At 55.9% G+C, this 25634-nt stretch carries 19 protein-coding genes and 1 pseudogene; 12 read left to right on the top strand and 8 right to left on the bottom strand.

What is annotated here, in order from left to right; genetic code table 11:
* The first annotated feature begins 7 nt into the window (after positions 1-7).
* The 11 genes and pseudogenes from ACMYSN_RS08680 (at position 8) to ACMYSN_RS08630 (ending at position 15843) form a co-directional block, all read left to right on the top strand.
* A complete protein-coding gene (locus ACMYSN_RS08680; protein WP_462497711.1) occupies positions 8-1417 on the top strand; it encodes an amino acid permease in 1410 nt (469 codons plus the stop codon).
* Positions 1398-1786, top strand: a pseudogene (locus tag ACMYSN_RS08675) (LpxL/LpxP family acyltransferase). The gene ACMYSN_RS08680 and the pseudogene ACMYSN_RS08675 overlap by 20 nt, the downstream one beginning before the upstream one ends.
* Before the next feature lie 85 nt (positions 1787-1871).
* Positions 1872-2498, top strand: a complete 627-nt coding sequence (locus tag ACMYSN_RS08670) for a CatB-related O-acetyltransferase (RefSeq protein WP_462497710.1) — start codon at positions 1872-1874, stop codon at positions 2496-2498.
* A gap of 242 nt (positions 2499-2740) precedes the next feature.
* Entirely contained in the window at positions 2741-4303 is a 1563-nt protein-coding gene (gene cadC / locus ACMYSN_RS08665) for a transcriptional regulator (RefSeq protein WP_462497709.1), read from the top strand.
* 513 nt (positions 4304-4816) lie between these two features.
* The gene (gene cadB, locus ACMYSN_RS08660; RefSeq protein WP_462497708.1) at positions 4817-6154 is read left to right on the top strand and encodes a cadaverine/lysine antiporter; all 1338 of its coding nucleotides are present in this window, start codon (positions 4817-4819) and stop codon (positions 6152-6154) included.
* Positions 6155-6236: 82 nt separating this feature from the next.
* Positions 6237-8384, top strand: a complete 2148-nt coding sequence (cadA, locus tag ACMYSN_RS08655) for a lysine decarboxylase CadA (RefSeq protein ID WP_174508290.1) — start codon at positions 6237-6239, stop codon at positions 8382-8384.
* Positions 8385-8442: 58 nt separating this feature from the next.
* On the top strand, positions 8443-9906 hold the full coding sequence (gene dtpD / locus ACMYSN_RS08650; protein ID WP_123755791.1) for a dipeptide permease DtpD: 1464 nt from the start codon (positions 8443-8445) through the stop codon (positions 9904-9906).
* 302 nt (positions 9907-10208) lie between these two features.
* Positions 10209-11726, top strand: a complete 1518-nt coding sequence (gene lysS / locus ACMYSN_RS08645; RefSeq protein ID WP_462497707.1) for a class-II aminoacyl-tRNA synthetase family protein — start codon at positions 10209-10211, stop codon at positions 11724-11726.
* Positions 11727-12359: 633 nt separating this feature from the next.
* The gene (locus ACMYSN_RS08640; RefSeq protein WP_123755794.1) at positions 12360-13283 is read left to right on the top strand and encodes a sugar ABC transporter substrate-binding protein; all 924 of its coding nucleotides are present in this window, start codon (positions 12360-12362) and stop codon (positions 13281-13283) included.
* 33 nt (positions 13284-13316) lie between these two features.
* A complete protein-coding gene (locus ACMYSN_RS08635) occupies positions 13317-14801 on the top strand; it encodes a sugar ABC transporter ATP-binding protein (protein WP_462497706.1) in 1485 nt (494 codons plus the stop codon).
* Positions 14802-14820: 19 nt separating this feature from the next.
* Entirely contained in the window at positions 14821-15843 is a 1023-nt protein-coding gene (locus tag ACMYSN_RS08630; RefSeq protein ID WP_187043053.1) for an ABC transporter permease, read from the top strand.
* A gap of 54 nt (positions 15844-15897) precedes the next feature.
* Here the strand turns inward: ACMYSN_RS08630 and ACMYSN_RS08625 are convergent, their stop codons facing one another.
* The 8 genes from ACMYSN_RS08625 to ACMYSN_RS08590 form a co-directional block, all read right to left on the bottom strand.
* The gene (locus ACMYSN_RS08625) at positions 15898-17595 is read right to left on the bottom strand and encodes a GGDEF domain-containing protein (RefSeq protein ID WP_462497705.1); all 1698 of its coding nucleotides are present in this window, start codon (positions 17593-17595) and stop codon (positions 15898-15900) included.
* Between the two features lie 306 nt (positions 17596-17901).
* Positions 17902-19122: a Zn-dependent hydrolase gene (locus ACMYSN_RS08620; RefSeq protein ID WP_462497704.1), complete on the bottom strand. Its 1221-nt coding sequence runs from the start codon at positions 19120-19122 to the stop codon at positions 17902-17904.
* The gene (locus ACMYSN_RS08615) at positions 19119-19601 is read right to left on the bottom strand and encodes an L-2-amino-thiazoline-4-carboxylic acid hydrolase (RefSeq protein ID WP_462497703.1); all 483 of its coding nucleotides are present in this window, start codon (positions 19599-19601) and stop codon (positions 19119-19121) included. Before ACMYSN_RS08615 ends, ACMYSN_RS08620 begins: the two co-directional genes overlap by 4 nt.
* 17 nt (positions 19602-19618) lie before the next feature.
* Positions 19619-20776 (bottom strand): branched-chain amino acid ABC transporter substrate-binding protein, encoded by a 1158-nt coding sequence (locus ACMYSN_RS08610; protein WP_331851585.1) that lies wholly within the window; start codon positions 20774-20776, stop codon positions 19619-19621.
* Positions 20777-20803: 27 nt separating this feature from the next.
* A complete protein-coding gene (locus tag ACMYSN_RS08605; RefSeq protein ID WP_123755801.1) occupies positions 20804-21523 on the bottom strand; it encodes an ABC transporter ATP-binding protein in 720 nt (239 codons plus the stop codon).
* A complete protein-coding gene (locus tag ACMYSN_RS08600) occupies positions 21516-22283 on the bottom strand; it encodes an ABC transporter ATP-binding protein (RefSeq protein ID WP_154143518.1) in 768 nt (255 codons plus the stop codon). The genes ACMYSN_RS08605 and ACMYSN_RS08600 overlap by 8 nt, the downstream gene beginning before the upstream one ends.
* Entirely contained in the window at positions 22280-23386 is a 1107-nt protein-coding gene (locus tag ACMYSN_RS08595; RefSeq protein WP_462497702.1) for a branched-chain amino acid ABC transporter permease, read from the bottom strand. The genes ACMYSN_RS08600 and ACMYSN_RS08595 overlap by 4 nt, the downstream gene beginning before the upstream one ends.
* A 9-nt stretch (positions 23387-23395) precedes the next feature.
* A complete protein-coding gene (locus ACMYSN_RS08590; protein WP_462497701.1) occupies positions 23396-24310 on the bottom strand; it encodes a branched-chain amino acid ABC transporter permease in 915 nt (304 codons plus the stop codon).
* Positions 24311-24517: 207 nt separating this feature from the next.
* Between ACMYSN_RS08590 and ACMYSN_RS08585 the strand changes: the two genes are divergently transcribed.
* Entirely contained in the window at positions 24518-25447 is a 930-nt protein-coding gene (locus ACMYSN_RS08585; RefSeq protein ID WP_462497700.1) for a LysR family transcriptional regulator, read from the top strand.
* The last annotated feature ends 187 nt before the right edge of the window (positions 25448-25634 follow it).

The raw sequence follows: 25634 nt of genomic DNA, 5'->3' as shown, positions 1-25634 counted from the left end.
GGAACCGATGAAAGATCGTAAGCGTTTTGATGAGATTGCGCAGCGCCAGGACGGGCTGCAGAAGCAGCTGACCGCCGGGCAGATGTCGATGCTGGCGATTGGCGGCGCGATTGGCACCGGGCTGTTTCTCGGCAGCGCCTATGCGATTCAGATGGCCGGGCCGTCAGTGCTGTTGAGCTACCTGATTGGCGGCGTGATTGCGCTGCTGCTGATGGGCTGTCTGGCGGAAATGACCTCAGAACATCCGACCCCAGGCTCCTTCGGTGACTATGCCGAGTTTTACCTGAGCCCGCTGTGCGGATTTCTGGTGCGTTACTCCTACTGGTCCTGCGTGGTGCTGGCGGTGGGGACCGAAGTGACCGCGATCGGGATGTATATGCAGTTCTGGTTCCCGGATACGCCAGTCTGGCCGTGGGTGCTGCTGTTCTCCACCGTGGTTATTGTGATTAATGTCATCGGTGTGAAATGGTTCGGTCAGGTGGAGTATGCGCTCTCGACGGTCAAGGTGCTGGCGATCGTGGCGTTTATCCTGATTGGCCTTGGGATCCTCGCTTTCTCGGCTAACCCGACCTACGGCCTGCACAATTTTACCGCCAGCGGTGGATTTATGCCGTTCGGGGTAAGCGGCATGTGGTTTGCGACCATCGTCGCTATCTTCAGCTATCTCAGTATCGAAATGATCGCCGTGGCGGCTGGTGAGGCTAAAAACCCGGTAGTGGCGGTGAAGTCGGCGTTTAAAGGGACCATCCTGCGCCTGTTTATCTTCTATATGCTGTCGATCGCGCTGATGCTGGCGATTGTGCCGTGGCGTCAGTCCGGCACTAGCGAAAGCCCCTTCCTGGTGGCGATGAACGTGATTCATCTGCCGTATGCCGGCGGTATTTTTAACTTTATTGTCCTGATTGCGGCGCTCTCGGCGATGAACAGTCAGCTGTATATCACCACCCGCATGATGTTCTCATTGTCGCGGGCCCGCCAGGCACCGGCAGGTTTTGGGCGGATCAGCGCGCGTGGGATCCCGGTGAACGCGCTGGCTATTTCGTGCGTCGGGATCATGATCTCCATCGTGCTGAGCGTGCTCTATCCGCAGCAGGCGTTCGCCGCCATGATGTCCATTTCAGTCTATGGCGCCTGTTTCACCTGGCTGATGATCTTTATCACCCATCTGTTCTTCCGTCGTCAGCACCGGCAAACGGCGTTGAAGTTTCGGCTGTGGGGCTATCCCTGGACTCCGCTGCTGGGAGCCTGTCTGATGCTGGCGCTGCTGATCTCCACGGCGTTCACTGATTTCTTCCGCATGACGCTGTGGTTCGGCATTCCGTTTACCGTGCTGCTGATCGGGATCTATCTCTATAGCCACCGTTCGCGGACGGTCCTGACGAGCCTGCCGACGCCCGATGCCGATCGGGTGCAGTAAATTCGCCGTTCGCCTCCGTGAGGGGGCGATCCTGTGGTACTCGCCGGACCATGACTATGGCCCGGAAAGCAGCGTGTTTGCGCCATTTTTTGCGTCGAGCAGGCGGCTACCACGACCGGGACCTGGATTCTGGCTAAAATGTCGAAAGTGGCGATCGTCCCTTTTGTTCCGCGCCGCAAACCTAATGGTGGTGGTTATGAATTGATCTCGTTGACGCCGGAATCAACCCCGCTGCTTGAGAGCGCAGAAAGCACGGCCAGCTGGATGAATAAAATTATTGAACAGTGCATCCTGATGGCGCCAGAGCAATATATATGGCGCCATAGGCGTTTTAAAACCTGCCCTGATGGTGTCCCTTCACGCTATTAAGTGGTTGTTCCGGCGTCGAATCTTTTAGCTTATGATGATTCACCTGCACGCAGTCATCATATAAAAAGCAAGAAGGAATGCCACGATGGCGGACAAACACTGGGCGATAACCGAACGCCTGCACAAGACGGTCAAGAACCCGAATATAATTATTCACGGCACCCATAGTTACTACAGCGATTTCTGGGATCGGGGCTTTGAGCGTTGCGTCGTGCGTCATCTGCATGACGGTAGTGCCAGCGAGGAGTGGGGGCCGCTAGGCCACATCGATAAGCTCATTATCGGCAATTTTGTCTGCATCGCCGCGGAAGCGGTTATTCTGATGGGCGGCAACAGTACCCACCGGCTCGACTGGATCAGCTTCTATCCGTTTACGGCTACCGTCAAAGAGGCCTATCAGCCTCGCGGCGATACCGTGCTGAAAGATGGCTGCTGGATTGGCATGCGGGCGATGATTATGCCGGGCATCACGATTGGCGAAGGGGCGGTGGTGGCCGCGGGAGCGGTGGTGACCAAAGATGTCCCGCCTTACACGGTGGTGGGGGGCAACCCGGCCTGCGAGATTAAGCGGCGTTTTCCTGAAGCGGATATCGCGCGACTGTTGAAGCTCCGGCTCTATGAATTACCCGAAGAGACGTTACTGCAGCTTCAACCGCTGTTATCCAGCCCGGACATTGGCGCGCTGGAGCGCGTGGTGGAACAATATCGATAACCGCGCCTTCTGGTGCCATAACGGCACTTCCACGGCGGTATCGATCGGTAATTCTGAATGGTTTCTTGATAATGGAAACAGGAGTTAATCGGTTATTGATTGCGATGTCTGGGTATAAAAACTGGATAAGTTAAATAATTGTAGATTGATATAACGCGTTCAAGGTAATGACCCCTATCATTATTAGGTAGGGGAAATGTGCTATCATCGCGGCTTTCCCTCTTCGTTTTGGGCGCTTTTTTATGCAACAACCTGTTGTTCGCGTGGGAGAATGGCTGGTTACCCCCTCCGATAACCAAATTAGCCGGAAGGGGCGTCAGCTTACTCTTGAACCGCGTTTAATCGATCTTTTGGTCTTTTTTGCTCGCCATCCTGATGAAGTTCTCAGCAGGGACGAGCTCATTGATAATGTCTGGACACGTAACGTAGTTACCAGCCACGTCGTGACACAAAGCATTTCTGAGCTCCGTAAGTCGCTGAAAGATGGGGATGACAGTAGCCCCGAATATATTGCGACGGTACCCAAGCGCGGCTATAAGCTCACGGTACCGGTGATCTGGTGTACGGAAGAAGGGGAAGCCCCCGCGCCGGTTATCTCTCCGGCGATGCCTGCTCCACCGACGGCCACAGCCGCCGCCACGGCGACGGTGGCGGGCGAGCCTGCTACGCCAGTACTCTCTGACGAGGGGCTGCACAGTCAGCCGATGCCGGTTAAGTCAGAAAAACGCCGACGCATCACCACCTTTGGCGTCTGGATCCTGTTCCTGCTGGCTCTCGGGACCTGCGTGGCATTGGTCGCGCTGTCGACGATGGAGTCGCGACCGCCGGTGAACAAAGCCCGCCTGCTGCTGAACCCGCGTGATATCGATATTCATCTGCTGAAAGGTGGCTCCTGTACTAACTGGGCGTCGCAGCACGCCTATGCGGTGGGGTTAGGCAGCCTGGTGGCGACCTCGCTCAACACCTTCTCGACGTTTATGGTGCATGACAAAACCGACTACAACATCAACGAACCCAGCAGTTCGGGTAAATCGTTGACCATTGAGTTCGTGAACCAGCGCCACTATCGCGCGCAGCAGTGTTTTATGTCCGTGCAGATGGTCGATAACGCCGACGGCTCGATGATGATGGACAAGCGTTATTTCATCACCAGCGATAACCAGCTGGCGATTCAAAACGATCTGTTGAGCAGCCTGTCGGAAGCGCTTAAGCAGCCCTGGTCGGATCGCATGCAGGCGATGCTGAAGCAATATCAGCCATCGCACAGTACGGCGCTGACTCAGTTCTACGAGTCACATCAGCTATTAATGAACGGCGATGTCGATTCATTAGGTAAGGCCAGCGCGCTGCTTGATGGTGTGACCAAAGACTCACCGGAGTTTTGTTATGCCTATGCCGAAAAAACGCTGGTTGATGTTTTACGCCATTCACAGCAACCGTTGAATAAAGAACAGCTCAACGCGCTGTATGCTGAAATCTCGCGGGTCGGCGAGATGCCAGGGATAAAAAACATGGCGGTATTTTATCAAATTAAAACGGTGGATCTCTTAGGTCAGGGTAAAGTCGACGAGGCGTATGAAGCCATTAATACCGGGATCGATCTGGAAATGTCGTGGGTGAATTACGTGCTGTTAGGCAAAGTCTACGAAATGAAAGGAGAGAACCGGGAAGCAGCTGATGCCTATCTGACCGCGTTTAATTTACGTCCTGGTGAAAACACACTGTACTGGATTGAAAATGCGGTATTCCAGACCTCAGTGACCCGCGTCGTGCCGTATCTCGATAACTTCCTCTCTGCAGAATAGGAACATATCCCAGAAGGCGTATATTGTTGCAGCCAGTTTGAACACGGACAGCGCGGAACAACCGAAGCGTACACGAAATATGTGAGGATTGTGAACACTGCCCAGGACCAAAATGGCAAATAAAATAGTCTAATGGGATAAATTCTAAGTAAAGCCTCATCATGTTCAATATTATGAGTATGATGAGGTTAAATTTATGTTTCTTATGAGAGCTTGAGTTGTTATATCCATTGAGCAATAAAACCCCCGCCAATAACACAATTTCAACATCGAGATTTCCATCTAACTCATTGTTTTTAATCAATGTTTATATTTTTATGATATCAGCATGTCATCCTGATATGTTGCCATAAAAATGTCAAAATATCATTTGTCTGATGTTTGTAGTTATTTCACTTTATCTTTAGGACTTTTTACCTATGAATCCTTAATCTGGTTGGCAGTTGGTCGGGTCAATTAAAGGTTCTATATCATGATCTGTACCTCCAAAATAAACTTAGGAGAAAAGCAAACATGAGTTCTGCCAAGAAGATAGGGCTATTTGCCTGTACCGGCGTGGTCGCTGGTAATATGATGGGGAGCGGTATTGCACTATTACCTGCGAACCTTGCCAGCATCGGTGGTATTGCTATCTGGGGTTGGGTTATTTCTATTATTGGAGCAATGTCGCTGGCTTATGTATATGCCCGACTGGCAACCAAAAACCCACAGCAGGGTGGCCCAATTGCATATGCCGGGGAAATATCTCCCGCGTTCGGTTTCCAGACCGGTGTCCTTTATTATCATGCTAACTGGATTGGTAACCTGGCAATCGGTATTACCGCCGTCTCTTATCTTTCGACCTTCTTCCCGATTCTGAATAACCCGATTCCAGCCGGTATCGCGTGTATTGCGATCGTCTGGATATTTACCTTCGTGAATATGCTCGGCGGTACCTGGGTCAGCCGTCTGACCACTATCGGTCTGGTGCTGGTATTAATTCCGGTGGTGATGACTGCGGTTATCGGCTGGCACTGGTTTGATGCGGTTACCTATCAGGCGAACTGGAACACATCCAGCACCCCAGACAGCCACGCGGTTATCAAAAGTATTCTGCTCTGCCTGTGGGCCTTCGTGGGTGTTGAATCCGCGGCCGTTAGTACCGGTATGGTGAAAAACCCGAAACGTACCGTTCCGCTGGCAACCATGCTCGGCACCGCGATGGCTGGTGTGGTTTATATCGCAGCAACTCAGGTTATCGCCGGTATGTACCCTGCAGCTCAAATGGCAGCTTCCGGTGCGCCGTTCGCTATCAGTGCTTCGACTATTCTCGGTGGCTGGGCTGCTCCGGTGGTTTCCGCTTTCACCGCCTTTGCTTGTCTGACTTCTCTTGGTTCCTGGATGATGCTGGTGGGCCAGGCCGGTGTACGTGCCGCTAACGACGGTAACTTCCCGAAAGTGTATGGCGAAGTTGATAACAACGGTATCCCGAAAAAAGGCCTGCTGCTGGCCGCGGTGAAAATGACTGCGCTGATGGTGCTGATCACCCTGATGAACTCCAGCGGTGGTAAAGCCTCTGACCTGTTCGGTGAGCTGACCGGTATCGCCGTACTGCTGACCATGCTGCCTTACTTCTACTCCTGCGTTGACCTGATTCGCTTCGAAGGCATCAACATTCGCAACCTTGTCAGCCTGATCTGTTCCGTACTGGGCTGTGCGTTCTGCTTCATCGCCCTGATGGGTGCAAGCTCCTTCGAACTGGCCGGTACCTTTATCGTCAGCCTGATCATCCTGATGTTCTACGGTCGCAAAATGCACCAGCGTCAGCACGAAAATGACAACACTGACAGCTCTGCCGCCAGCGCACATTAATCAGTAACCCCTTTTCCTGGAGCTCCTTCCTGCACCTGTCATCTCGTGACGGGAGGGGCTCTCCATATCTGGAGATTCGACTATGAACGTTATCGCAATCATGAATCACATGGGCGTCTACTTTAAAGAAGAGCCTATCCGTGAACTGCATCGCGCCCTTGAACGCCTGGACTTCCGTATTGTCTATCCGAACGACCGCGAAGATTTACTGAAGCTGATCGAAAATAACGCCCGCCTGTGCGGCGTGATCTTCGACTGGGATAAGTACAATCTCGAACTGTGCGAAGAAATCAGCAAACTGAATGAATATATGCCGCTGTATGCTTTCGCCAATACCTACTCTACCCTGGACGTCAGCCTTAACGATCTGCGTATGCAGGTGCGCTTCTTCGAATATGCACTGGGCGCCGCCGATGATATCGCTGATAAAATCAAACAGAATACCGATGAGTACATCGACACTATTCTGCCGCCGCTGACCAAAGCGCTGTTCAAATATGTACGTGAAGGCAAATATACCTTCTGTACCCCTGGCCATATGGGCGGTACCGCCTTCCAGAAAAGCCCGGTAGGCAGCATCTTCTATGACTTCTTTGGTTCTAACACCATGAAGTCCGATATCTCGATTTCAGTCTCTGAACTGGGTTCACTGCTGGATCACAGCGGCCCGCACAAAGAAGCGGAAGAGTATATTGCGCGTGTCTTCAACGCAGAACGCAGCTACATGGTGACCAACGGTACCTCAACCGCGAACAAAATCGTCGGTATGTACTCCGCACCGGCCGGCAGCACCGTGCTGATTGACCGTAACTGCCACAAATCGCTGACTCATCTGATGATGATGAGCGATATTACGCCGATTTACTTCCGTCCGACCCGTAACGCTTACGGCATCCTCGGCGGTATTCCGCAGAGCGAATTCCAGCACGCGACTATCGCCAAACGCGTGAAAGAGACGCCGAACGCTACCTGGCCGGTACACGCCGTTATCACTAACTCCACCTATGATGGTCTGCTGTACAACACTGACTTCATCAAGAAAACGCTGGATGTGAAATCCATCCACTTTGACTCCGCCTGGGTGCCTTACACCAACTTCTCGCCAATCTATGCCGGGAAATGCGGGATGAGCGGTGGCCGTGTTGAAGGGAAAGTGATTTACGAAACCCAGTCCACGCACAAACTGCTGGCGGCATTCTCTCAAGCTTCGATGATTCACGTAAAAGGTGATGTCAACGAAGAGACCTTCAACGAAGCCTATATGATGCACACCACCACTTCTCCGCATTACGGTGTGGTGGCGTCAACAGAAACCGCAGCCGCAATGATGAAAGGCAACGCCGGTAAACGTCTGATTGATGGCTCTATCGAACGTTCTATCAAGTTCCGTAAAGAGATCAAACGTCTGAAAGGCGAGTCTGAAGGCTGGTTCTTCGATGTCTGGCAGCCGGAACATATCGATGGCCCGGAATGCTGGCCGCTGCGCTCCGATAGCGCATGGCATGGTTTCAAAAACATCGATAACGAACACATGTACCTCGACCCGATCAAAGTCACTTTGCTGACTCCGGGGATGATGAAAGACGGCACCATGGGCGAGTTCGGTATTCCGGCCAGCATTGTGGCGAAATACCTCGACGAACACGGCATCGTGGTTGAGAAAACCGGTCCGTACAACCTGCTGTTCCTGTTCAGCATCGGTATCGACAAAACCAAAGCACTGAGCCTGCTGCGTGCTCTGACCGACTTCAAACGTGCGTTCGACCTGAACCTGCGTGTGAAAAACATGCTGCCGTCACTGTATCGTGAAGATCCAGAGTTCTATGAAAACATGCGTGTTCAGGAACTGGCGCAGAACATTCACAAACTGATCGCGCACCACAACCTGCCGGACCTGATGTTCCGCGCATTCGAAGTGCTGCCGGCCATGGTGGTAACACCGTACGCTGCGTTCCAGAAAGAGCTGCACGGTAAAACTGAAGAAGTGTATCTCGAAGAGATGGTTGGCCGTGTCAATGCCAACATGATCCTGCCGTATCCTCCGGGAGTTCCGCTGGTGATGCCAGGTGAAATGATCACCGAAGAGAGCCGTCCGGTACTGGAATTCCTGCAGATGCTGTGCGAAATCGGCGCCCACTACCCGGGTTTCGAAACCGACATCCACGGTGCCTATCGTCAGGCGGATGGTCGTTACACCGTTAAAGTGCTGCAAGAAGAAAACAATAAGTAATTGAAGCTCCAGGGGAAGTGGCTTGCCACTTCCCTTTTTTCACGCTGCAGGAGACCTCATGAAAACACCCTCACAACCGCGCGCGATCTATTACATCGTAGCGATCCAAATCTGGGAATACTTCAGCTTTTACGGCATGCGTGCCTTACTCATCCTCTATCTCACCCATCAACTTGGCTTTGATGACAGCCACGCCATCAGTCTGTTCAGTGCTTACGCTTCTCTGGTTTACGTGACCCCCATTCTCGGCGGCTGGCTTGCCGACCGCCTGCTCGGCAATCGCACGGCAGTCATTGCCGGTGCGCTCTTGATGACGCTCGGCCATGTGGTGCTGGGCGTCGAATCCGATGCCACCTGGAGCCTGTACCTCGCGCTGGCGATCATTATCTGCGGCTATGGTCTGTTCAAATCCAACATCAGTTGCCTGCTTGGCGAGATGTACGCCACCGACGATCGTCGACGCGACGGTGGTTTTTCACTGTTGTACGCGGCGGGGAATGTCGGCTCCATCGCGGCGCCGATTGCCTGCGGCCTGACGGCGCAATGGTACGGCTGGCACATCGGCTTTGCGCTGGCGGGGATCGGCATGTTTATCGGGCTGCTGATTTTCCTGAGCGGCCATCGGCATTTCAGCCACACCCGCGGCGTCGATAAACAGGCGCTGTGCGCGGTGAAATTTGTGCTGCCGACCTGGGGCTGGCTGGTGGTGATGCTGTGCGTCGCGCCGGTTTTCTTCACGTTGCTGCTGGAAAACAACTGGTCTGGCTATCTGCTGGCGATCGTCTGCGTGTTTGCCGCCCAGATGGTGGCGCGGATTATGATCTCCTCCCCGGAACACCGCCGCGCGCTGTGGCAAATCGTTCTGCTGATGCTGACCGGCACCCTGTTCTGGGTTCTGGCGCAGCAGGGGGGGAGTTCGATCAGCCTGTTTATCGATCGTTTTGTCGATCGTCATCTGTTGAATATTGAAGTGCCGACGGCGCTGTTCCAGTCGGTGAATGCGGTGGCGGTGATGGCCGCAGGGGTGGTGCTGGCTTGGCTGATGCGCCCGGAAGGTAGCACCCGCTCGGCGTTTCGCGTCTGGCTGAAGTTTGCTTTTGGTCTGGTGCTGATGGGCTGTGGATTTATGGTGCTGGCCCTCAACGCCCGCCACGGTGCCGCCGATGGTCAGGCTTCAATGGGGCTGATGGTCACCGGGCTGGCGCTGATGGGCTTTGCCGAGCTGTTTATCGACCCGGTGGCGATGGCGCAGATCACCCGCCTGAATATGCCGGGGGTGACCGGCGTGCTGACCGGGATTTATATGCTGGCGACCGGAGCGGTGGCCAACTGGCTGGCGGGGATCGTGGCGCAACAGACCACCGAATCCCAGCTCAGCGAGACGGCGATTACCGCCTGGCAGCATTTCTTCTCGCAAATCGGGGAGTGGACGCTGGGGTGTGTGGCGGTGATTGTCATTCTGGCCTTCGGCGCGGTGTGCAGCGTGGGTAAACGCCGGGTTACCGATGGCGCAAGCCTGTAGCCCGGTCATGTCGCTGCGAGGCGCAGGCCGATCTGCGTCTTGCATCATTCATCTGTTAGGGGGAGGATATTCTGGATATATGGCGAGCCAGTGAATGAAAAAGCTTTAATTCTGTAATTGCTGAGTGATATCAGCCTTAAGTAAAGCCAGGATCGTAAATATTCTATCGTTCGCTCTTTGGCGGTGACGTCAGAGATCGGCGGCGTACTGGTGCAGAGACCCGCACGCACCAGGCTGCGCCGGATAGTGGTCTGGTTCAATTTATCGAAGAAAGATTGAAAGCAGGGTTATGAGGAACCAACATGTCTGAACAACAAGCACAAAGTGCCGATGAGGCAATTGACCTTAATAATGAACTGAAAACCCGCCGTGAAAAGCTGGCTGCGCTGCGTGAGCAGGGTATCCCGTTCCCGAACGATTTTCGTCGTGACCATACGTCTGACCAACTGCACGCTGAATTCGATGGCAAGGATAACGACGCGCTCACCTCGTTGGATATTGAAGTCTCGGTAGCCGGTCGTATGATGACGCGCCGTATCATGGGGAAAGCCTCCTTTGTTACCTTGCAGGACGTCGGTGGCCGCATCCAGCTGTACGTGGCGCGCGACGATCTGTCGGAAGGTATCTACAACGACCAGTTTAAAAAGTGGGACCTTGGCGACATCATCGCCGCCCGCGGTAAGCTGTTTAAAACCCAGACCGGCGAACTCTCGATTCACTGCACCGAACTGCGTCTGCTGACCAAAGCCCTGCGCCCGCTGCCGGACAAATTCCACGGCCTCCAGGATCAGGAAGTTCGCTACCGTCAGCGCTACCTGGATCTGATCGCCAACGACGAATCGCGTCATACCTTTAAAGTCCGTTCGCAAATTCTTGCGACGATGCGCCAGTTCATGGTCGCCCGCGGCTTTATGGAAGTCGAAACCCCGATGATGCAGGTGATCCCCGGCGGTGCTTCTGCCCGTCCGTTCATCACTCATCACAACGCCCTGGATATGGACATGTACCTGCGTATCGCGCCGGAACTGTACCTGAAACGCCTGGTGGTTGGTGGCTTTGAGCGGGTGTTCGAAATCAACCGTAACTTCCGTAACGAAGGGATCTCCGTTCGCCACAATCCAGAGTTCACCATGATGGAACTCTATATGGCGTATGCGGACTATAAAGATCTGATTGAGCTGACCGAATCGCTGTTCCGTACTCTGGCACAAACCGTGTTGGGTAAAACGCAGGTGCCTTATGGCGATCAGACCTTCGATTTCGGCAAGCCGTTTGAAAAACTGACCATGCGTGAAGCTATCAAGAAATACCGCCCGGAAACCGAAATGGCGGATCTGGATAACTTCGACGCGGCGAAAGCCATCGCCGAATCCATCGGTATTAACGTTGAGAAGAGCTGGGGCCTGGGCCGTATCGTCACCGAAATCTTTGACGAAGTGGCGGAAGCGCACCTGATTCAACCGACCTTTATTACCGAATATCCGGCGGAAGTTTCTCCGCTGGCGCGTCGCAATGACGTTAATCCGGAAATCACCGACCGCTTTGAGTTCTTCATCGGCGGACGTGAGATCGGTAACGGCTTTAGCGAGCTGAACGATGCAGAAGACCAGGCGCAGCGTTTCCAGGAGCAGGTCAACGCGAAAGCGGCTGGTGACGACGAAGCGATGTTCTACGACGAAGACTACGTGACGGCGCTGGAGTATGGTCTGCCGCCGACCGCTGGTCTGGGGATTGGTATCGACCGGATGGTGATGCTGTTCACCAACAGCCACACCATCCGCGACGTGATCCTGTTCCCGGCGATGCGTCCGCAGAAATAAACTGCTCTGAAAGATCGCGCCCCTTGCGCACGCATGGCGAGGGGCGTTTCTGAATATCCCCCACGCATAATCCTACCATCCTGCGCAAAGTTAACCGCCGTAGGCCACTCCCTGGTCCCAGCGGGACTGCCTCTGCGCCGGCTTTGGAATCTCACCCTCACGGTGGGATGAAAATAGTGCCTGACGTTTCAATTCACCATGTAGTTCATATGAGAAATCTTGTTTGCTTAAATGCCACCTTCCGGGCGCTGACTTATGCGCAATCTGTAACCTGCCTCTCATTTTTTGCTCGTTTATGCAGCAATGTTAGATACCTGTCAAAGTTCTGTTATCAGACGGTTTTAAAATTTTCATTTCAGTTATTTAATTATAAAAGTTTCATATTTGGTGTTAATGAAACAAAACAACTGAATTGAGGCTGTCGACAAATCGCATGGTTAATGAACTGCTGTTTTAATAATTCATTAAAAATCAACTGAATTTAGCAGTAATCGTAAACATGAACAAAAACAGGGCTCTCAGAGTTTGTCCCTCTGTTCCTGGCGTCGATCGGCATCAGAAAGCAACATGACGAAATGAATTTTTCATTTTATCTCAATGCACCGGCATATCACCGAACCCCAAGGATCAACTATGAACATCAAGAAAACGATTGTTGCCTCTTTGTTAATCTGTATGTTGCCCGCCGCCGTGATGGCCAAAGATCTTTCCGTAGGCGTCTCGATGGCGCTTTTCGATGATAACTTCCTGACTATTCTGCGTACCGCGATGCAGAAAGAGATGCAAAAAGAGGGCGTGAAATCGCAGGTTGAAGATGCCAAGGGCGATGTCGCGCAGCAGCTTCAGCAGGTGCAGAACTTCATTGGCCAGGGCGTTGACGCGATCATCGTCAACCCGGTCGATACCAACGCGGTGAAACCGATAATCGACCAGGCCACTAAAGCCGGTATTCCGCTGGTGTTCGTTAACCGTCGTCCACAGGTGCCGCTGACCGACAAAATGGCCTACGTCGGCTCCGATTCAGTGCTGGCCGGTCGTCTGCAAATGGAAGCGCTGGCGAAAGCGATGAACGGTAAAGGCAACGTGGCGATTCTGCTGGGAGATCTGGCTAACGAATCTACCCGCGACCGCACCAAAGGGGTGGAAGAGGTGGTCGCGAAATACCCGGATATTAAAATCGTCCAGAAACAGACCGCCAAATTTATGCGCAACGATGCCGTAGACGTGGTGAGTAACTGGATGACCAGCGGGGAAGATATTCAGGCCATCGCTTCCAACAATGATGAGATGGCGATCGGTGCCCTGCAGGCGCTGGGCAGTAACCCGAACCACATCCTGATTGCTGGCGTCGACGGCACCCCAGACGCGTTACAGATGCTCAAAAACGGCAAGATGATCGCCACCATTTTCCAGGACGCGAAAGGGCAGGGCGAAGGCGCGGTGGATGCGGCGGTGAAACTGGCCAACGGCGAGAAAGTCGAAAAAATCATCGATGTGCCTTACCAGCTGATTACCAAAGAGAATATGTCTGACTTCGTCAGCCGTAACCAAAAATAATCAGGCCGGGAACGGCGGTACGGAGGGTGAAGTATGAACGCTTTTGCACTTGAAGCCGAAGGTATCAGCAAGTTCTTTCCCGGCGTGAAGGCGCTCGACAATGTCTCATTACGCGTGCGCCCGGGAACGGTGCACGCGCTGATGGGGGAGAATGGTGCTGGAAAATCCACGTTGATGAAGTGCCTGATTGGGATCTACCGTCCCGATAAAGGCGCGATTCGGGTGAAAGGCGAGCCGGTGCAGTTTCAGGATACGATGGATGCGCTGCGCTCGGGGATCTCGATGATCCACCAGGAGCTGAATCTGGTGCCGCATATGACGGTGGCGGAAAATATCTGGCTGGGCCGGGAGCCGATGAAATACGGCTTTGTCGACCACCGCCAGCTGACCCGCCAGACCCAGGCGCTGCTCAATAAACTGAATATCCGCCTCTCCGCCGACGCGCTGGTGGGCGACCTGAGCATTGCCGCCCAGCAGATGGTGGAGATTGCCAAAGCGGTGTCGTGGAATGCCGATATCGTGATTATGGATGAACCGACATCGGCGCTTACCGAAGGGGAAGTGGCCCACCTGTTCACGATCATTCGTGATTTACGCGAGCAGGGCAAAGCCATTATCTACATCAGCCATAAGATGGACGAGATTTTCACCATCACCGATGAAATTAGCGTCTTTCGCGACGGCGCCTGGGTCAGCAGCAAACAGACGGCGGAATTTACCCGCCAGTCGTTGATTACCCAGATGGTGGGCCGCGAATTAACCCAGCTGTTCCCGAAATTCAACAACACCATTGGCGAGGATGTCCTGACGGTTCGGCATCTGTCGCGCAAAGGGTATTTCGATGACATTAACTTCAGCGTCCGGCGGGGGGAGATCCTCGGCGTGGCGGGGCTGGTCGGTGCCGGGCGCAGCGAGGTGATGGAAAGCCTGTTTGGTATGACCCACTTTGACAGCGGCGACGTGCTGATTGATGGCCTGCCGGTCACGATTAGCTCGCCTTCCGTGGCGATCGAAAAAGGGATGGCGCTGCTGACCGAAGACCGCAAAAAATCCGGGCTGTTCCTGGTGCTCTCGGTGATGGAGAACATGAGCATCGTCAATATGCCGGAATATGTTGGCAAGAGCGGGTTCGTCAAACATATGAAGATGGCGGAAGACTGCATGGAACAGGTCCGTCGCCTGAATATTAAAACCCCGACCATGGATCAGATCATTAATAACCTCAGCGGCGGCAACCAACAGAAGGTCTTAATTGCCCGCTGGCTGTTAGCACAGCCGAAAATATTAATACTCGATGAACCGACCCGCGGCATTGACGTGGGGGCAAAAGCTGAAATTTATCATTTGATTAGCGAGCTGGCGAACCGCGGTGTCGCCGTCATTATGGTCTCTTCAGAACTCCCGGAAATTCTTGGCATGAGTGACCGCGTGATGGTCATGCACGAAGGGCGGATCACCGGCATCCTCAATAAAGACGAGGCCGATCAGGAAACCATTTTGTCGTTGGCATCCCATTGAGGCGTAGAGAATGAGCAATATGAAATTGACCGCAGCACCGGCAACTGAGCGTCCCTCTTTTCTGGGGAATTTGCGCCATAAACTGCCGAAAGATACCGGAATATTTATCGTCATGGTGGCGATTGCCCTGACCTTTGAAATCGCCGGCTGGTTTGTCCGGGACCAGTCTTTCCTGATGAACACTAACCGACTGATTCTGATTGTTCTGCAGGTGGCGATTATCGGGATTATCGCCGTCGGGGTGACTCAGGTCATCATTACCACCGGGATAGACCTTTCTTCCGGGTCGGTGATTGCCCTTGCGGCCGTGGTGGCGGCCAGCCTGGCGCAGACTTCGGATAGCCTGTCGCCGATGTTTCCCGCGCTGGTGAATCTGCCGGCGGTGATCCCGATTTGCGCCGGGATTGGCGTCGGGCTGCTGTGCGGGCTAACCAACGGTTTTCTGGTCACCCGCACCGGTATTCCGCCGTTTATTGCCACCCTCGGGATGATGGTTTCTGCACGTGGTCTGGCGCAGTACTACACCCAGGGAAACCCGATTAGCTTCCTGTCCGACAGCTTTACCTCGATTGGTCAGGGCGCGATGCCGGTGATTATCTTCTTCGTGATTGCCGCCCTGTTTCACATCGCGCTGAAGCACACCCGCTACGGTAAATATGTGTACGCCATCGGCGGCAACATGACCTCGGCAAAAGTATCCGGCATCAACGTGAATAAGTATCTGGTGATCGTCTATACCATCGCCGGGGCGCTGTCTGGTCTTGCCGGGGTGGTGCTGGCGGCGCGCGTCAGCAGCGGCCAGTCGAGCATGGGGATGTCCTATGAACTGGACGCCATTGCCGCAGCGGTGATCGGCGGCAGTAGCCTGATGGGCGGAGTCGGGCGGATTACCGGCACCCTGATTGGCGCGATGATCCTCGGCTTAATCAAAAGCGGCTTCACCTTTGTCGGCGTGGATGCTTACGTTCAGGATATTATCAAAGGGATTATTATCGTCGCCGCGGTGACGATCGATATGCGCCGTAACCGCAAGAAGCATTGATCGAGCGGGCCACAGAACCTGGCGTGATGCCGGGTTCTGTGGTTCAGGCGGTACTCAGGGGAGGCCACAAATCCGGTCGCGGCCGCTGTTTTTGGCTTTATACAACTCGTTGTCGGCCTGCGACAGCAGCTCGGTCAGCGGGCACTGCCAGCCCCGGGAGACCCCGAAACTGGCGGTGACTTTAAAGGTGTGATTCCCGGTGGTATGGAACGTCAGCTTGCGGATCTCCTGCTGAATGGTGCTGGCGTAGCGGGCAACCTCATCCGCGGTTTTGGCTAGCAGCAGCACCGCAAACTCTTCTCCCCCCAGGCGGCCCACCACGTCCTCCGGGCGGCTGCACTTCTGCAAGGTATTGGCGAGAGCCACCAGCACTTCATCACCCATCGGGTGTCCCCAGTTGTCGTTAATCGACTTAAAGCGGTCGACGTCCAGCATGATTAACCACGCCGGAAGCGCCTTGCTGGACTGGCTGATGCGGGCATTGGCCTGGGTGGTAAAGGCCCGGCGATTATACAGGTGGGTCAGCGGGTCTTCTTCCGACTCGCGCTGATACTTCCGGCTGAGCAGGGCATCTTCATGCAGTTTCTCCCCTAAAGTGCCCAGCGAGGAAAACAGTTCCTGCACCTCTTCGGCGGTGTCGTCATCGATCTGTACATGCAGCTGTTTACCAGCAATCAGCGCCGCGGCGATATCGTTTAAGCGCAGAATCGGTCGTAATACCCGGGAGCGAATGTAGAAAATCATCGCGATGGTCAGGGCATAGATCAGCCCAAGCACCACCAGTCGCAGCAGGAAACTCCGCAATGCCTGGTGCTCGGTGGCGGTGTAGTGATCCTTCACGCCGGTCATATAGGTATCGAGCAAGTTATCGAAGGCGCTGAGGCTGGCGTGGTAGCGGGTGGCAAAACCTTCGGCATCCACGCTGTAGGGCATACCATTATCACTCTCAGTTTTTAGCTGATTAATTAAGGCAATACCCTCGTTTTCGAAGGCGCGGCGCGTGCTATCCAGCTTACTCTGGAAATGCGGCAGATAGGTGGATTCATCGCCCTGGGTTTGCAGGATCCACCAGGCGGTATTGATTCTCTCGATACCACGGATCAGCGCTTCCCGGTTGGTCTGAGGGATTGGGGTGTCCGTGGCGAGTGGGATCAGCACCTGTGAACCGAGTCGGCCGGTAGCGTCACGCAATTCCCCTAGCGCCTGGGCGCGCAGGATTGGGCCGAGGGCGCTGGGTTCCAGCAGCAGAAATTCAGAGGTCCGCTCAAACAACGCTCTATGGTAGAAATCGGTGGCCACCACCATGTCGAGAATGGTGTGGTTGGCGGTATCCGGATCGCTCAGTACCTGGGTACGGAAAGTGCTGGCAAGGCGACGGGAATGTTCCAGCTGCTGCACCATATCGGCCATCAGGGCCGGTGACAGCAGGTCTTTTGGGATCGTCTGCAGGTCGCGGTCGGTGATTTTTCGGTGTTCGATAAGCGCCTGCCAGCGTTGTTCTTTTTCTGCCGCCGGGCTAAGCACCAGCTCGTTGACAAAGGCACGCTCGGCGGCGAGGTCGTTGGAGACCTGCAGCACGCGGTAAAAAACATCAAACTGAATGACGTTGTTATGGGCGCTTTTCCACATCGACCATGAGCCGGAAAGTAGCCAGAAGGACGTTATGGTGGTTAAAAAAATGGTCGCCAGCGCGGAGCCCCAGATATAGCGCAGGATATTGGACGACGTTGTGGATTTCTTTTTTGTTTTCACACATACCCGAAGCGTCAGCAGTAAAAAAGAACAAATTGAGCGCGGTTACACGAAATCACCACGGCGAGCGGTGGCGCTATGGGCGCTCAGTGACTCTACTATATGTTATCTATTGCCTGATCTTAGCAGAAAATACAGAAATAAATGTGTTTTAGACCATCGGGTTAAACAATATAACTTATTGTTTTGATTTGGTTATGCTTGAGGTGGCCGCTCCCTGAGCTCAGGGCCGAGCGTCGTGGTGTAACGGAGTGGCGTCATGGCACCGCGTGGCGCCATGACGATAAAGAGACTGGATGGTGACTTTTATGACGCGGCGAACACCAGGCTGTGCAGCAGCACGTTGGCCCCTTTTTCTGCCCAGGCGGGCTGAATGTTCTCCGCTTCGTTATGGCTCACTCCCTTCTCACAGGGGATAAAAATCATGCTGGCGGGCGCGACCTTGCTGATATAGCAGGTATCGTGACCGGCGCCGGAGACCATCGGTCTGGCGCTGTAGCCGAGCGCCGCGACCGCCTGTTCGCTCCGGGCGAGGCACCCGGCATCAAAGGCAATGGGGGCATAATCGAAAATCCGCTCAACGTTTGCCGCCACGCCTCGCGCTGCCAGCGCTTCAGCGGCACGATGCAGCTCGCGCTCCATGGCTTCCAGCGCCGGGGTTTGCGGATGGCGAAACTCGACGCTGCATTCCACGCGCCCCGGCACCACGTTGCGCGATCCCGGTATCACCTGCGCCATGCCGATAGTCGCCCGCCCGTCGGGGTTGTGGGCGATGCCGATTTGCTCAACCGCCAGCGCCAGTTCGGCGAAGGCGGTCAGGGCATCGCGGCGGCTGCCCATCGGCGTGGTTCCGGCGTGGGCGGAAAAGCCTTTCAGCGAGACGTTGAACCAGCGTTGACCCATCGCCGCGTGGACGAGGCCGATATCAATGCCTTCCTGTTCCAGGATCGGTCCCTGTTCGATATGCACTTCATAGCAGGCGTGCAGCGGGAAGGCGGCGGTCGGGCGTTCACCGCGATAGCCGATAGCCTCCAGCGCCGCACCGACGCTGATGCCGTCGCGGTCTTCGCGGGCCAGCGCGTAAGCTTCGCTGAACTGCCCGGCCCAGACCCCGGAGGCGAGCATCGCCGGTGCAAAGCGCGCCCCTTCCTCGTTGGTCCAGTTGACCAGCAGGATATCGCGTTCGGTTTCAACGCCGTGCTCGTTGAGCGTGCGCAGCGCCTCCAGCCCGGCCAGCACGCCGTAAATGCCATCATAGCGGCCGCCGAGCGGTTGGGAATCGACGTGCGAACCGGTCAACACCGGGGCCAACTGCGGATTTTTACCGGCGCGGCGCATAAACATATTGCCCATGCTATCGACTTCGCAGGGAAAACCGGCCTCCCGGGCCCAATCACGCAGCAGGTCGCGCGCCCGGCGATCTTCGTCGCTGAGGGTCAGCCGGGTCACGCCGCCGGCCGGGGTGGCGCCGATCCTCGCCATCTCGTTAAGCGTTGACCACAGACGCTCGCCGTTGACGGTTATCATGGTTTGTCCTTTTTCACGCGATAGCGGAAGTCGCAGCATTTTCCGCCCTGCATAATGGTGGTGGTGCGGGTCAGCTCCACCTCCGGCGCGTAGCCGACGATAAATTTGTCATCGCGGGCGCAGGAGAGCAGGTGACCAATCTCTCCCAGCCCCATCTCGTGATACATTTCGGCGTAACGGCAGCGGTTGACGTTGTAGTTATACTGCTGGTCGTCGGCGTCCAGCACTTTGACTTCCAGGGCGTTGTCTTTCTCCCATAGATATTGCAGGGCGACAAAGCTCTGGATATCCGCGCCGTCAGGCTCCTGGCTGGCAAAGGTTTTTCCCGCCTCAATGGCGGCGTTTTCAATGGCTTCACCGATGACCGCCTGGGCGCGCGCTTTACCTATCTCGCGCACCAGAATGTCGTAAATCGGCTTGATTATTTCTGCTTCAATTTTGCGGCGGGCGAGAATGCCCAGCTCATTATTATCACTCATCACATTGCCTCACTGCGTTACTGCGTTTTTGCGCCACCGAGTACGGTTTGCGGCTGCCATTTACCGTCGACGACTTTGTAAACGGTAAAACTTGGCGCTTTCAGGTTGCCCTCTTTATCAAAGGCGATTTGTCCGGTGACGCCGGAATAGCTAATGGCGCGCAGCGCGGGCAGGTAGTCGGCCGGGTCGACGGAGTCGGCTTTTTCCATGGCTGCGACCAGCACGCGGGTGGCGTCGTAGGCGAACGGCGCGTGCAGTTCGATATGGGTGTGATAGCGCGACTGGTAAGCCTGCTCAAAGGCTTTGCCGCCTGGCATCTGATCGACCGGCAGTCCCGGCTCCAGCGCGACCACGCCGTCGCCTTCTTTCTGCGCCAACTGGAGGAAGGTCTGGCTGACGAAACCCCCTGCGCCCATCAGGGTGGCGTTCATGCCCAGCTGTTTGATGCGGCGCGCCAGCGGAGCGGCCTGGCTATCGACGCCGCCGAAGAAAATCAGGTCGGCGTTTTTGCTGCGGATCGCAGTCAGGACGGCGCTGAAGTCGATGGTTTTATCATCGACATACTGACGGTCAACGATGTTGATCCCCTGCGCTTCCAGCGACTTAATAAACTCATCCGCCAGCCCCTGACCGAAGGCGGTACGGTCGTCGATAACCGCAATGCGTTTGGCCTTCAGGGTTTGTACCGCGTACTGTCCGGCAAACTGACCGCCGTCATCGTCGTGGCCCATCACGCGGAAGCTGGTGTCAAAGCCCTGTTTGGTATAGGCGTGCCCGGTCGCAACCGGCGCCACCTGGGCAATCCCGGCATCATGATAGACGCGCGCGGCGGGAATGCTGGTGCCGGTGTTCCAGTGGCCGACCACGCCGGCGACGCCGCTGTCGACCAGGCGCTGGGCGACGGCAACGGCGGTACGCGGGTCGGACTGATCGTCTTCCGATTGCAGCTTGAAGGTCACCGCCTTGCCGCCGATGGTCGGGTGCTGCTTGTTGATATCGTCAATGGCGAGCTGCGCGCCGTTTTCCAGGTCCTTGCCAATACGCGCGGAAGGGCCGGTCAGCGGGCCTGCCAGGCCGATAATCACGGTTTCTTGTGCCTGCGCCCACGCGGCGGATGAGGCAAAACCACTGAGCAGAATAGCGGCGCTGAGCGCACTGATTGTTGCTGTTTTCATTGTTTTTCCCTGAGGCTGGTTGGTGTGTTAAGCGGGCATTTCGCCCAAATAAATCTGTGCGATCCGGTCGTCGGCCAGCAGCGTCTGCGACGGACCGCGCTCGACGATGCTGCCGCTGTCCATGACCCAGGCGCTGTCGGTTGCCTCCAGCGCCAGACGGGCGTTCTGCTCAATCAGCAGCAGGGCTACGCCACGCTGGCGCAGGGTGGCAATCACCCGGAAAATGTTCTCTACCATCAACGGCGCCAGACCCATCGACGGTTCATCGAGGATCAGCAGACGCGGCTGGCTGAGCAGGGCGCGGTTGAGCGCCAGCAGCTGTTGTTCACCGCCGGAAAGCAGCCCGGCCAGCTGATGCTGACGTTCGGCAAGGCGCGGAAAAGCGGCGAAAATATCACTCATTTCCTGGCGGACCGCCGCGCTATCGCGACGTAGCCAGGCGCCCATTTGCAGGTTTTCCAGCACCGTCATGCGGGCGAAGATGCCGCGACCTTCCGGCACCATCACCAGCCCTTCGCGCAGCAGGGCGTCGGCCCGGCGCTGGCGTATCGGCTTGCCGTTAAACAGGATGTCGCCGCTAAAGGGTTCCAGCCCGGTAATGGCGCGAACGGTTGAGCTTTTGCCCGCGCCGTTGGCGCCGATAAGCGTGGTTTGCTCACCTTCTTTAACGCTAAAGGAGACATCGCGTACCGCCTGAATACCGCCGTAATGGACGGCAAGTTGGTTAACGGTTAATAAATCAGACATGAGCATTGCCTCCCAGCCAGGCGGCGATAACTGCCGGATCGCGGCGGACGGTATCCGGCGTGCCACTGGTTAAGGTTTTGCCGTAATCCAGCACCATCAGGCGATCGCAGATCCCCATTACCAGCTTGACGTCATGCTCAATCATCAGCAGCGTTTTGCCGTCGTTGCGAATCCGTAGCAGCAGTTCGCCAAGCGCCATCTTCTCGGCGGCGTTCATGCCGGCGGCGGGTTCATCCAGCGCCAGCAGACGCGGTTCGGTAGCCAGCGCACGGGCAATTTCCAGCCGCCGCTGGTGGCCATAGGCAAGGTCGCAGGCGCGGTAGTGGGCGAACTGTGCGATGCCGGTATACTCCAGCCAGTGCCACGCCAGCTCGCGGGTCTGCGCCTCTTCGGCACGGGCGCGTTTATGGCGAGAGAGGGCGGCCCATAGACCATTGCGGGTACGCACGTGGCGGCCCACCATCACGTTTTCCAGCACCGACATCTCGTTGAACAGTCGCACATTCTGAAAGGTACGGGCGATACCGGCTGCGGTGACCTTCTCGATATTTTTCGGCGAATAGGGCTCTCCGGCGATGGCAAACTCGCCGCTGTCCGCCGGGTACAGCCCGGTAATCAGGTTAAAGCAGGTGGTTTTGCCCGCGCCGTTAGGGCCAATCAGGCCGTAGATTTCGCCGTCATCGATCGTCAGCGACACGTTATCGACCGCCGTCAGGCCGCCGAAGCGCTTGGACATATGGCGCACGCTTAACAAGCTCATGCTTTGGCTCCTTGATGGCGCGCGGGCCAGATGCCCTGCGGGCGTAACAACATCACCAGCACCAGCGCCAGGCCATAAAATAGCTGGCGCAGAATTTCCGGGTCGATCAGCACCTCGCCAAACAGCGCCTGCTGTAGCGGGGCGGCCTGGCTACGCAGCAGCTCCGGTAGCGCAGTGAGCAGCACTGCGCCGAGGATCACCCCAGGAATGTGGCCCATCCCGCCCAGCACCACCATCGCCAGCACCGCAATTGATTCTTGCAGGGTGAAGGATTCCGGCGAAACAAAGCCCTGAAATGCGCCGAACAACGCCCCGGCGACGCCACCGAAAGAGGCACCGATGGCGAAGGCCAGCAGCTTGTAGTTGCGCAGATTAATGCCCATCGCGCGGGCGACGTCTTCGTCTTCCCGAATGGCGTGCCAGGCGCGGCCGATACGCGAGTGCTGCAGGCGCAGACAGACAAAAATAATCGCTACGATGACCAGCATCAGCAGGTAGTACCACAGCCACAGCGCCGGGACTTTAACACCGAACCAGTGATAGACGCCGCTAAACTTCAGGCCAAACAGATTCAGCGTATCGACACCGGAAATACCTTTGGCGCCGTTGGTTATGTTGACCGGGCGATCGAGGTTGCGCATCAGGATGCGGATAATTTCGCCGAACCCGAGGGTGACGATCGCCAGGTAGTCGCCGCGCAGCTTCAGCGTTGGCGCGCCGAGCACGATACCGCAGCCCGCCGCCACCAGCGCGGCGAGCGGAATAATCACCAGCCACGAGGTGTGCAGGCCGTCCGGGAACCACTGATTTAAGACTGGGAACACTTCCAGCAGATGCGGCGACGCCAGCAGCGCTGCCAGATAGGCGCCGACGGCGTAAAAGGCGATAAAGCCCATATCCAGCAGGCCGGTGTAGCCGACCACGATGTTCAGCCCCAGCGCCAGCATGATGTACAGCAGGGCGAAGTCGATGACCCGCACCCAGTAATTTCCGCCGAGCTGACTGGCGACGATGGGGGCGACCAGCAGCGCGCAGATGAACAGGGTCATGCCGGACCAGAAGCGGCGGGAGACGATAGGGGTATCGAGTTGTGCTGTTGTCATTGTTCTCTCCTAAGCCCGATGCGCGACGCGTTCGCCGAGTAAACCGGCCGGGCGGAAGACCAGCACCAGAATCAGAACCATAAAGGCGAAGATATCCTGATAGTTGCTGCCGAAGACGCCGTTGGTCAGGTCGCCGAGATAACCGGCGCCCAGGGATTCGATCAGGCCCAGCAGCAGGCCGCCGACCATGGCTCCGCGAATGTTGCCGATGCCGCCGAGTACCGCGGCGGTAAACGCTTTAATACCGGGCAGAAAGCCCATCGAGAAGCTGGCGTTGCCGTAGTTGCTGGCCATCATGACTCCGGCCAGGGCCGCAAACGCGCCGCCAATGGCAAAGGTCAGGGCAATAATGGCGTTGGGGTTAACGCCCATCAGCGTGGCAATACGCGGGTTTTCCGCCACCGCGCGCATGCCGCGGCCCAGGCGAGTAAATTCCACCAGCAGCCACAGGCCGAGCATCACCGCCAACGCCAGCGCGACGGTGACGATGCCGGTCACGGTGACGATCGCCGGCGGATGCCCGGCGCTGCCGTGGGTCACGGCGATCGGGTCCATCGGCAGGATCTGCGGGAACATTAGCGGGTTACGGGACCAGACGATCATTGCCACGGTTTGCAGCAGTACCGAAACGCCGATCCCGGAGATCAGCGGCGCCAGGCGCGGAGCGTTGCGCAGGCGACGGTAGGCAAAGCGCTCCACCGCCATTGCCAGCAGGCCGCAGACGATCATTGCCAGCATCAACGCCAGCAGCAGTTGCGCCAGCGGCGACAGACCGGGGAAATGGGCATTCAACGCATTCATCCCGGAAAGTGTGGTTAACGCGCCGACCATCAGGATATCGCCATGGGCGAAGTTAATAATGCGCAGAATGCCATACACCATGGTATAGCCGAGGGCGATCAGGGCGTAGATGCTGCCGAGCATGACCCCGTTTATAAGTTGTTGTATGAGAGTGTCCAACTGGATAACCCGACAATGTGCTCAAATTACGGCTACCATCTAATAAATGAATTAAATTGTAAAATACGGATATATTCTTTCTTATGAAGTTTGTGATTATTTATATCTTTATGATTTTTAATCATATTAAATGAATGGCAAAAACGTGGACTGCACTAAGAAAATCAACATATGAAAAAAACAGAATCATTGGCGGGGCCGGAACTCACCACCGAAAGCACGTTGACCAACGATCCGCCGCTGCGGGCGGTGCGCGCGTTTGAGGCTATCGCCCGTTTGGGCAGCGTGACGCAGGCCGCTCGGGAGCTGGCTATTTCACCCTCGGCGGTGAGCCATCAGCTGAAAGTGCTGGAGGAGTACCTGCAAATTTCGCTGACCGAAAGGCAGGGCCGGCGACTGACCCTGAGCCAGCAGGGGCGGGAGTATTACCGCTCGATCCGCGCGGCGTTTAATGTGCTGCGCCAGGCCACCGAGCATCTGGTGGATCAGGTGCAAACTCAGCAGGTTACGATCAGCCTGATCCCACTGTTCGGGATGGGCTGGTTTATTCCTCGCCTGCCGTCTTTTGTCCACGCCAACCCCCATACCGAAATCAACGTGGTGTATGCCAACCATCGTAACTATCTGAGCGACGCATCGGACATGTCGATTCGTTTTGGCGACGGGCAGTGGACCGGATATCAGAGCGAAAAGTTGATATCTGGCAGAATGGTGCCGGTATGCAGCCGGGCGTTTATCCGCCTGCACGGGCATATCGATACGCCGGAACAGCTGCTGCAGATGCCGTTGCTCCATGACGAGGAGCGCACGACGTGGAACCAGTGGTTTGTTCAGCAGGGGGTAAAACGCCCGCCGCGCTCGACGGGGCCGCTGTTTGAAGATGGCCTGCTGACCCTGGCAGGCGTTCAGGCGGGCCTCGGCTGCGCCCTGATGCGCGAACCGCTGATCGCGCCCTACCTGAACAGCGGCGAGCTGGTGAAAATCATCGACGCCACCATCGAGGATGGCCGGGATTACTACCTTTGCGTACGCCAGGACAGCGATATGACGGCGAACGCGAAACTCTTGCAGAGCTGGTTACGCCACCAGGCTCTGGGTTGATATTGACTTAAGAATTTACTTAATCCAGTTCACACTTTTGTTCGGTCGCCATTGAAATCGGCAAAGGCCGCTTAGATAATCCGCCGAAATAACCCATTTTTATGATGGCGTGCTACTGCGAAAGCAGGCAAGACCAAAATAGGAATGCTCTCCCGTCCATTGGGGAGCGTCTCTGTTTTGGTCTTTT

The organism is Klebsiella sp. R445 (assembly GCF_051131755.1).
GTDB classification, from domain to species: Bacteria; Pseudomonadota; Gammaproteobacteria; order Enterobacterales; family Enterobacteriaceae; genus Klebsiella; species Klebsiella lignicola.
This window is presented reverse-complemented; position numbering and strand designations above follow the sequence as displayed.

Excerpts from the sequence above, each read along its gene's own strand:
- ACMYSN_RS08615 (WP_462497703.1), bottom strand. The coding sequence starts at position 19,601 with ATGAGTGATAATAATGAGCTGGGCATTCTCGCCCGCCGCAAAATTGAA.
- ACMYSN_RS08590 (WP_462497701.1), bottom strand. The coding sequence starts at position 24,310 with ATGCTCGGCAGCATCTACGCCCTGATCGCCCTCGGCTATACCATGGTG.
- ACMYSN_RS08620 (WP_462497704.1), bottom strand. The coding sequence starts at position 19,122 with ATGATAACCGTCAACGGCGAGCGTCTGTGGTCAACGCTTAACGAGATG.
- ACMYSN_RS08635 (WP_462497706.1), top strand. The coding sequence starts at position 13,317 with ATGAACGCTTTTGCACTTGAAGCCGAAGGTATCAGCAAGTTCTTTCCC.
- ACMYSN_RS08605 (WP_123755801.1), bottom strand. The coding sequence starts at position 21,523 with ATGTCTGATTTATTAACCGTTAACCAACTTGCCGTCCATTACGGCGGT.
- ACMYSN_RS08630 (WP_187043053.1), top strand. The coding sequence starts at position 14,821 with ATGAAATTGACCGCAGCACCGGCAACTGAGCGTCCCTCTTTTCTGGGG.
- ACMYSN_RS08600 (WP_154143518.1), bottom strand. The coding sequence starts at position 22,283 with ATGAGCTTGTTAAGCGTGCGCCATATGTCCAAGCGCTTCGGCGGCCTG.
- cadA (WP_174508290.1), top strand. The coding sequence starts at position 6,237 with ATGAACGTTATCGCAATCATGAATCACATGGGCGTCTACTTTAAAGAA.
- dtpD (WP_123755791.1), top strand. The coding sequence starts at position 8,443 with ATGAAAACACCCTCACAACCGCGCGCGATCTATTACATCGTAGCGATC.
- ACMYSN_RS08670 (WP_462497710.1), top strand. The coding sequence starts at position 1,872 with ATGGCGGACAAACACTGGGCGATAACCGAACGCCTGCACAAGACGGTC.
- ACMYSN_RS08610 (WP_331851585.1), bottom strand. The coding sequence starts at position 20,776 with ATGAAAACAGCAACAATCAGTGCGCTCAGCGCCGCTATTCTGCTCAGT.
- cadC (WP_462497709.1), top strand. The coding sequence starts at position 2,741 with ATGCAACAACCTGTTGTTCGCGTGGGAGAATGGCTGGTTACCCCCTCC.
- lysS (WP_462497707.1), top strand. The coding sequence starts at position 10,209 with ATGTCTGAACAACAAGCACAAAGTGCCGATGAGGCAATTGACCTTAAT.
- ACMYSN_RS08680 (WP_462497711.1), top strand. The coding sequence starts at position 8 with ATGAAAGATCGTAAGCGTTTTGATGAGATTGCGCAGCGCCAGGACGGG.
- ACMYSN_RS08640 (WP_123755794.1), top strand. The coding sequence starts at position 12,360 with ATGAACATCAAGAAAACGATTGTTGCCTCTTTGTTAATCTGTATGTTG.
- ACMYSN_RS08595 (WP_462497702.1), bottom strand. The coding sequence starts at position 23,386 with ATGACAACAGCACAACTCGATACCCCTATCGTCTCCCGCCGCTTCTGG.
- cadB (WP_462497708.1), top strand. The coding sequence starts at position 4,817 with ATGAGTTCTGCCAAGAAGATAGGGCTATTTGCCTGTACCGGCGTGGTC.
- ACMYSN_RS08585 (WP_462497700.1), top strand. The coding sequence starts at position 24,518 with ATGAAAAAAACAGAATCATTGGCGGGGCCGGAACTCACCACCGAAAGC.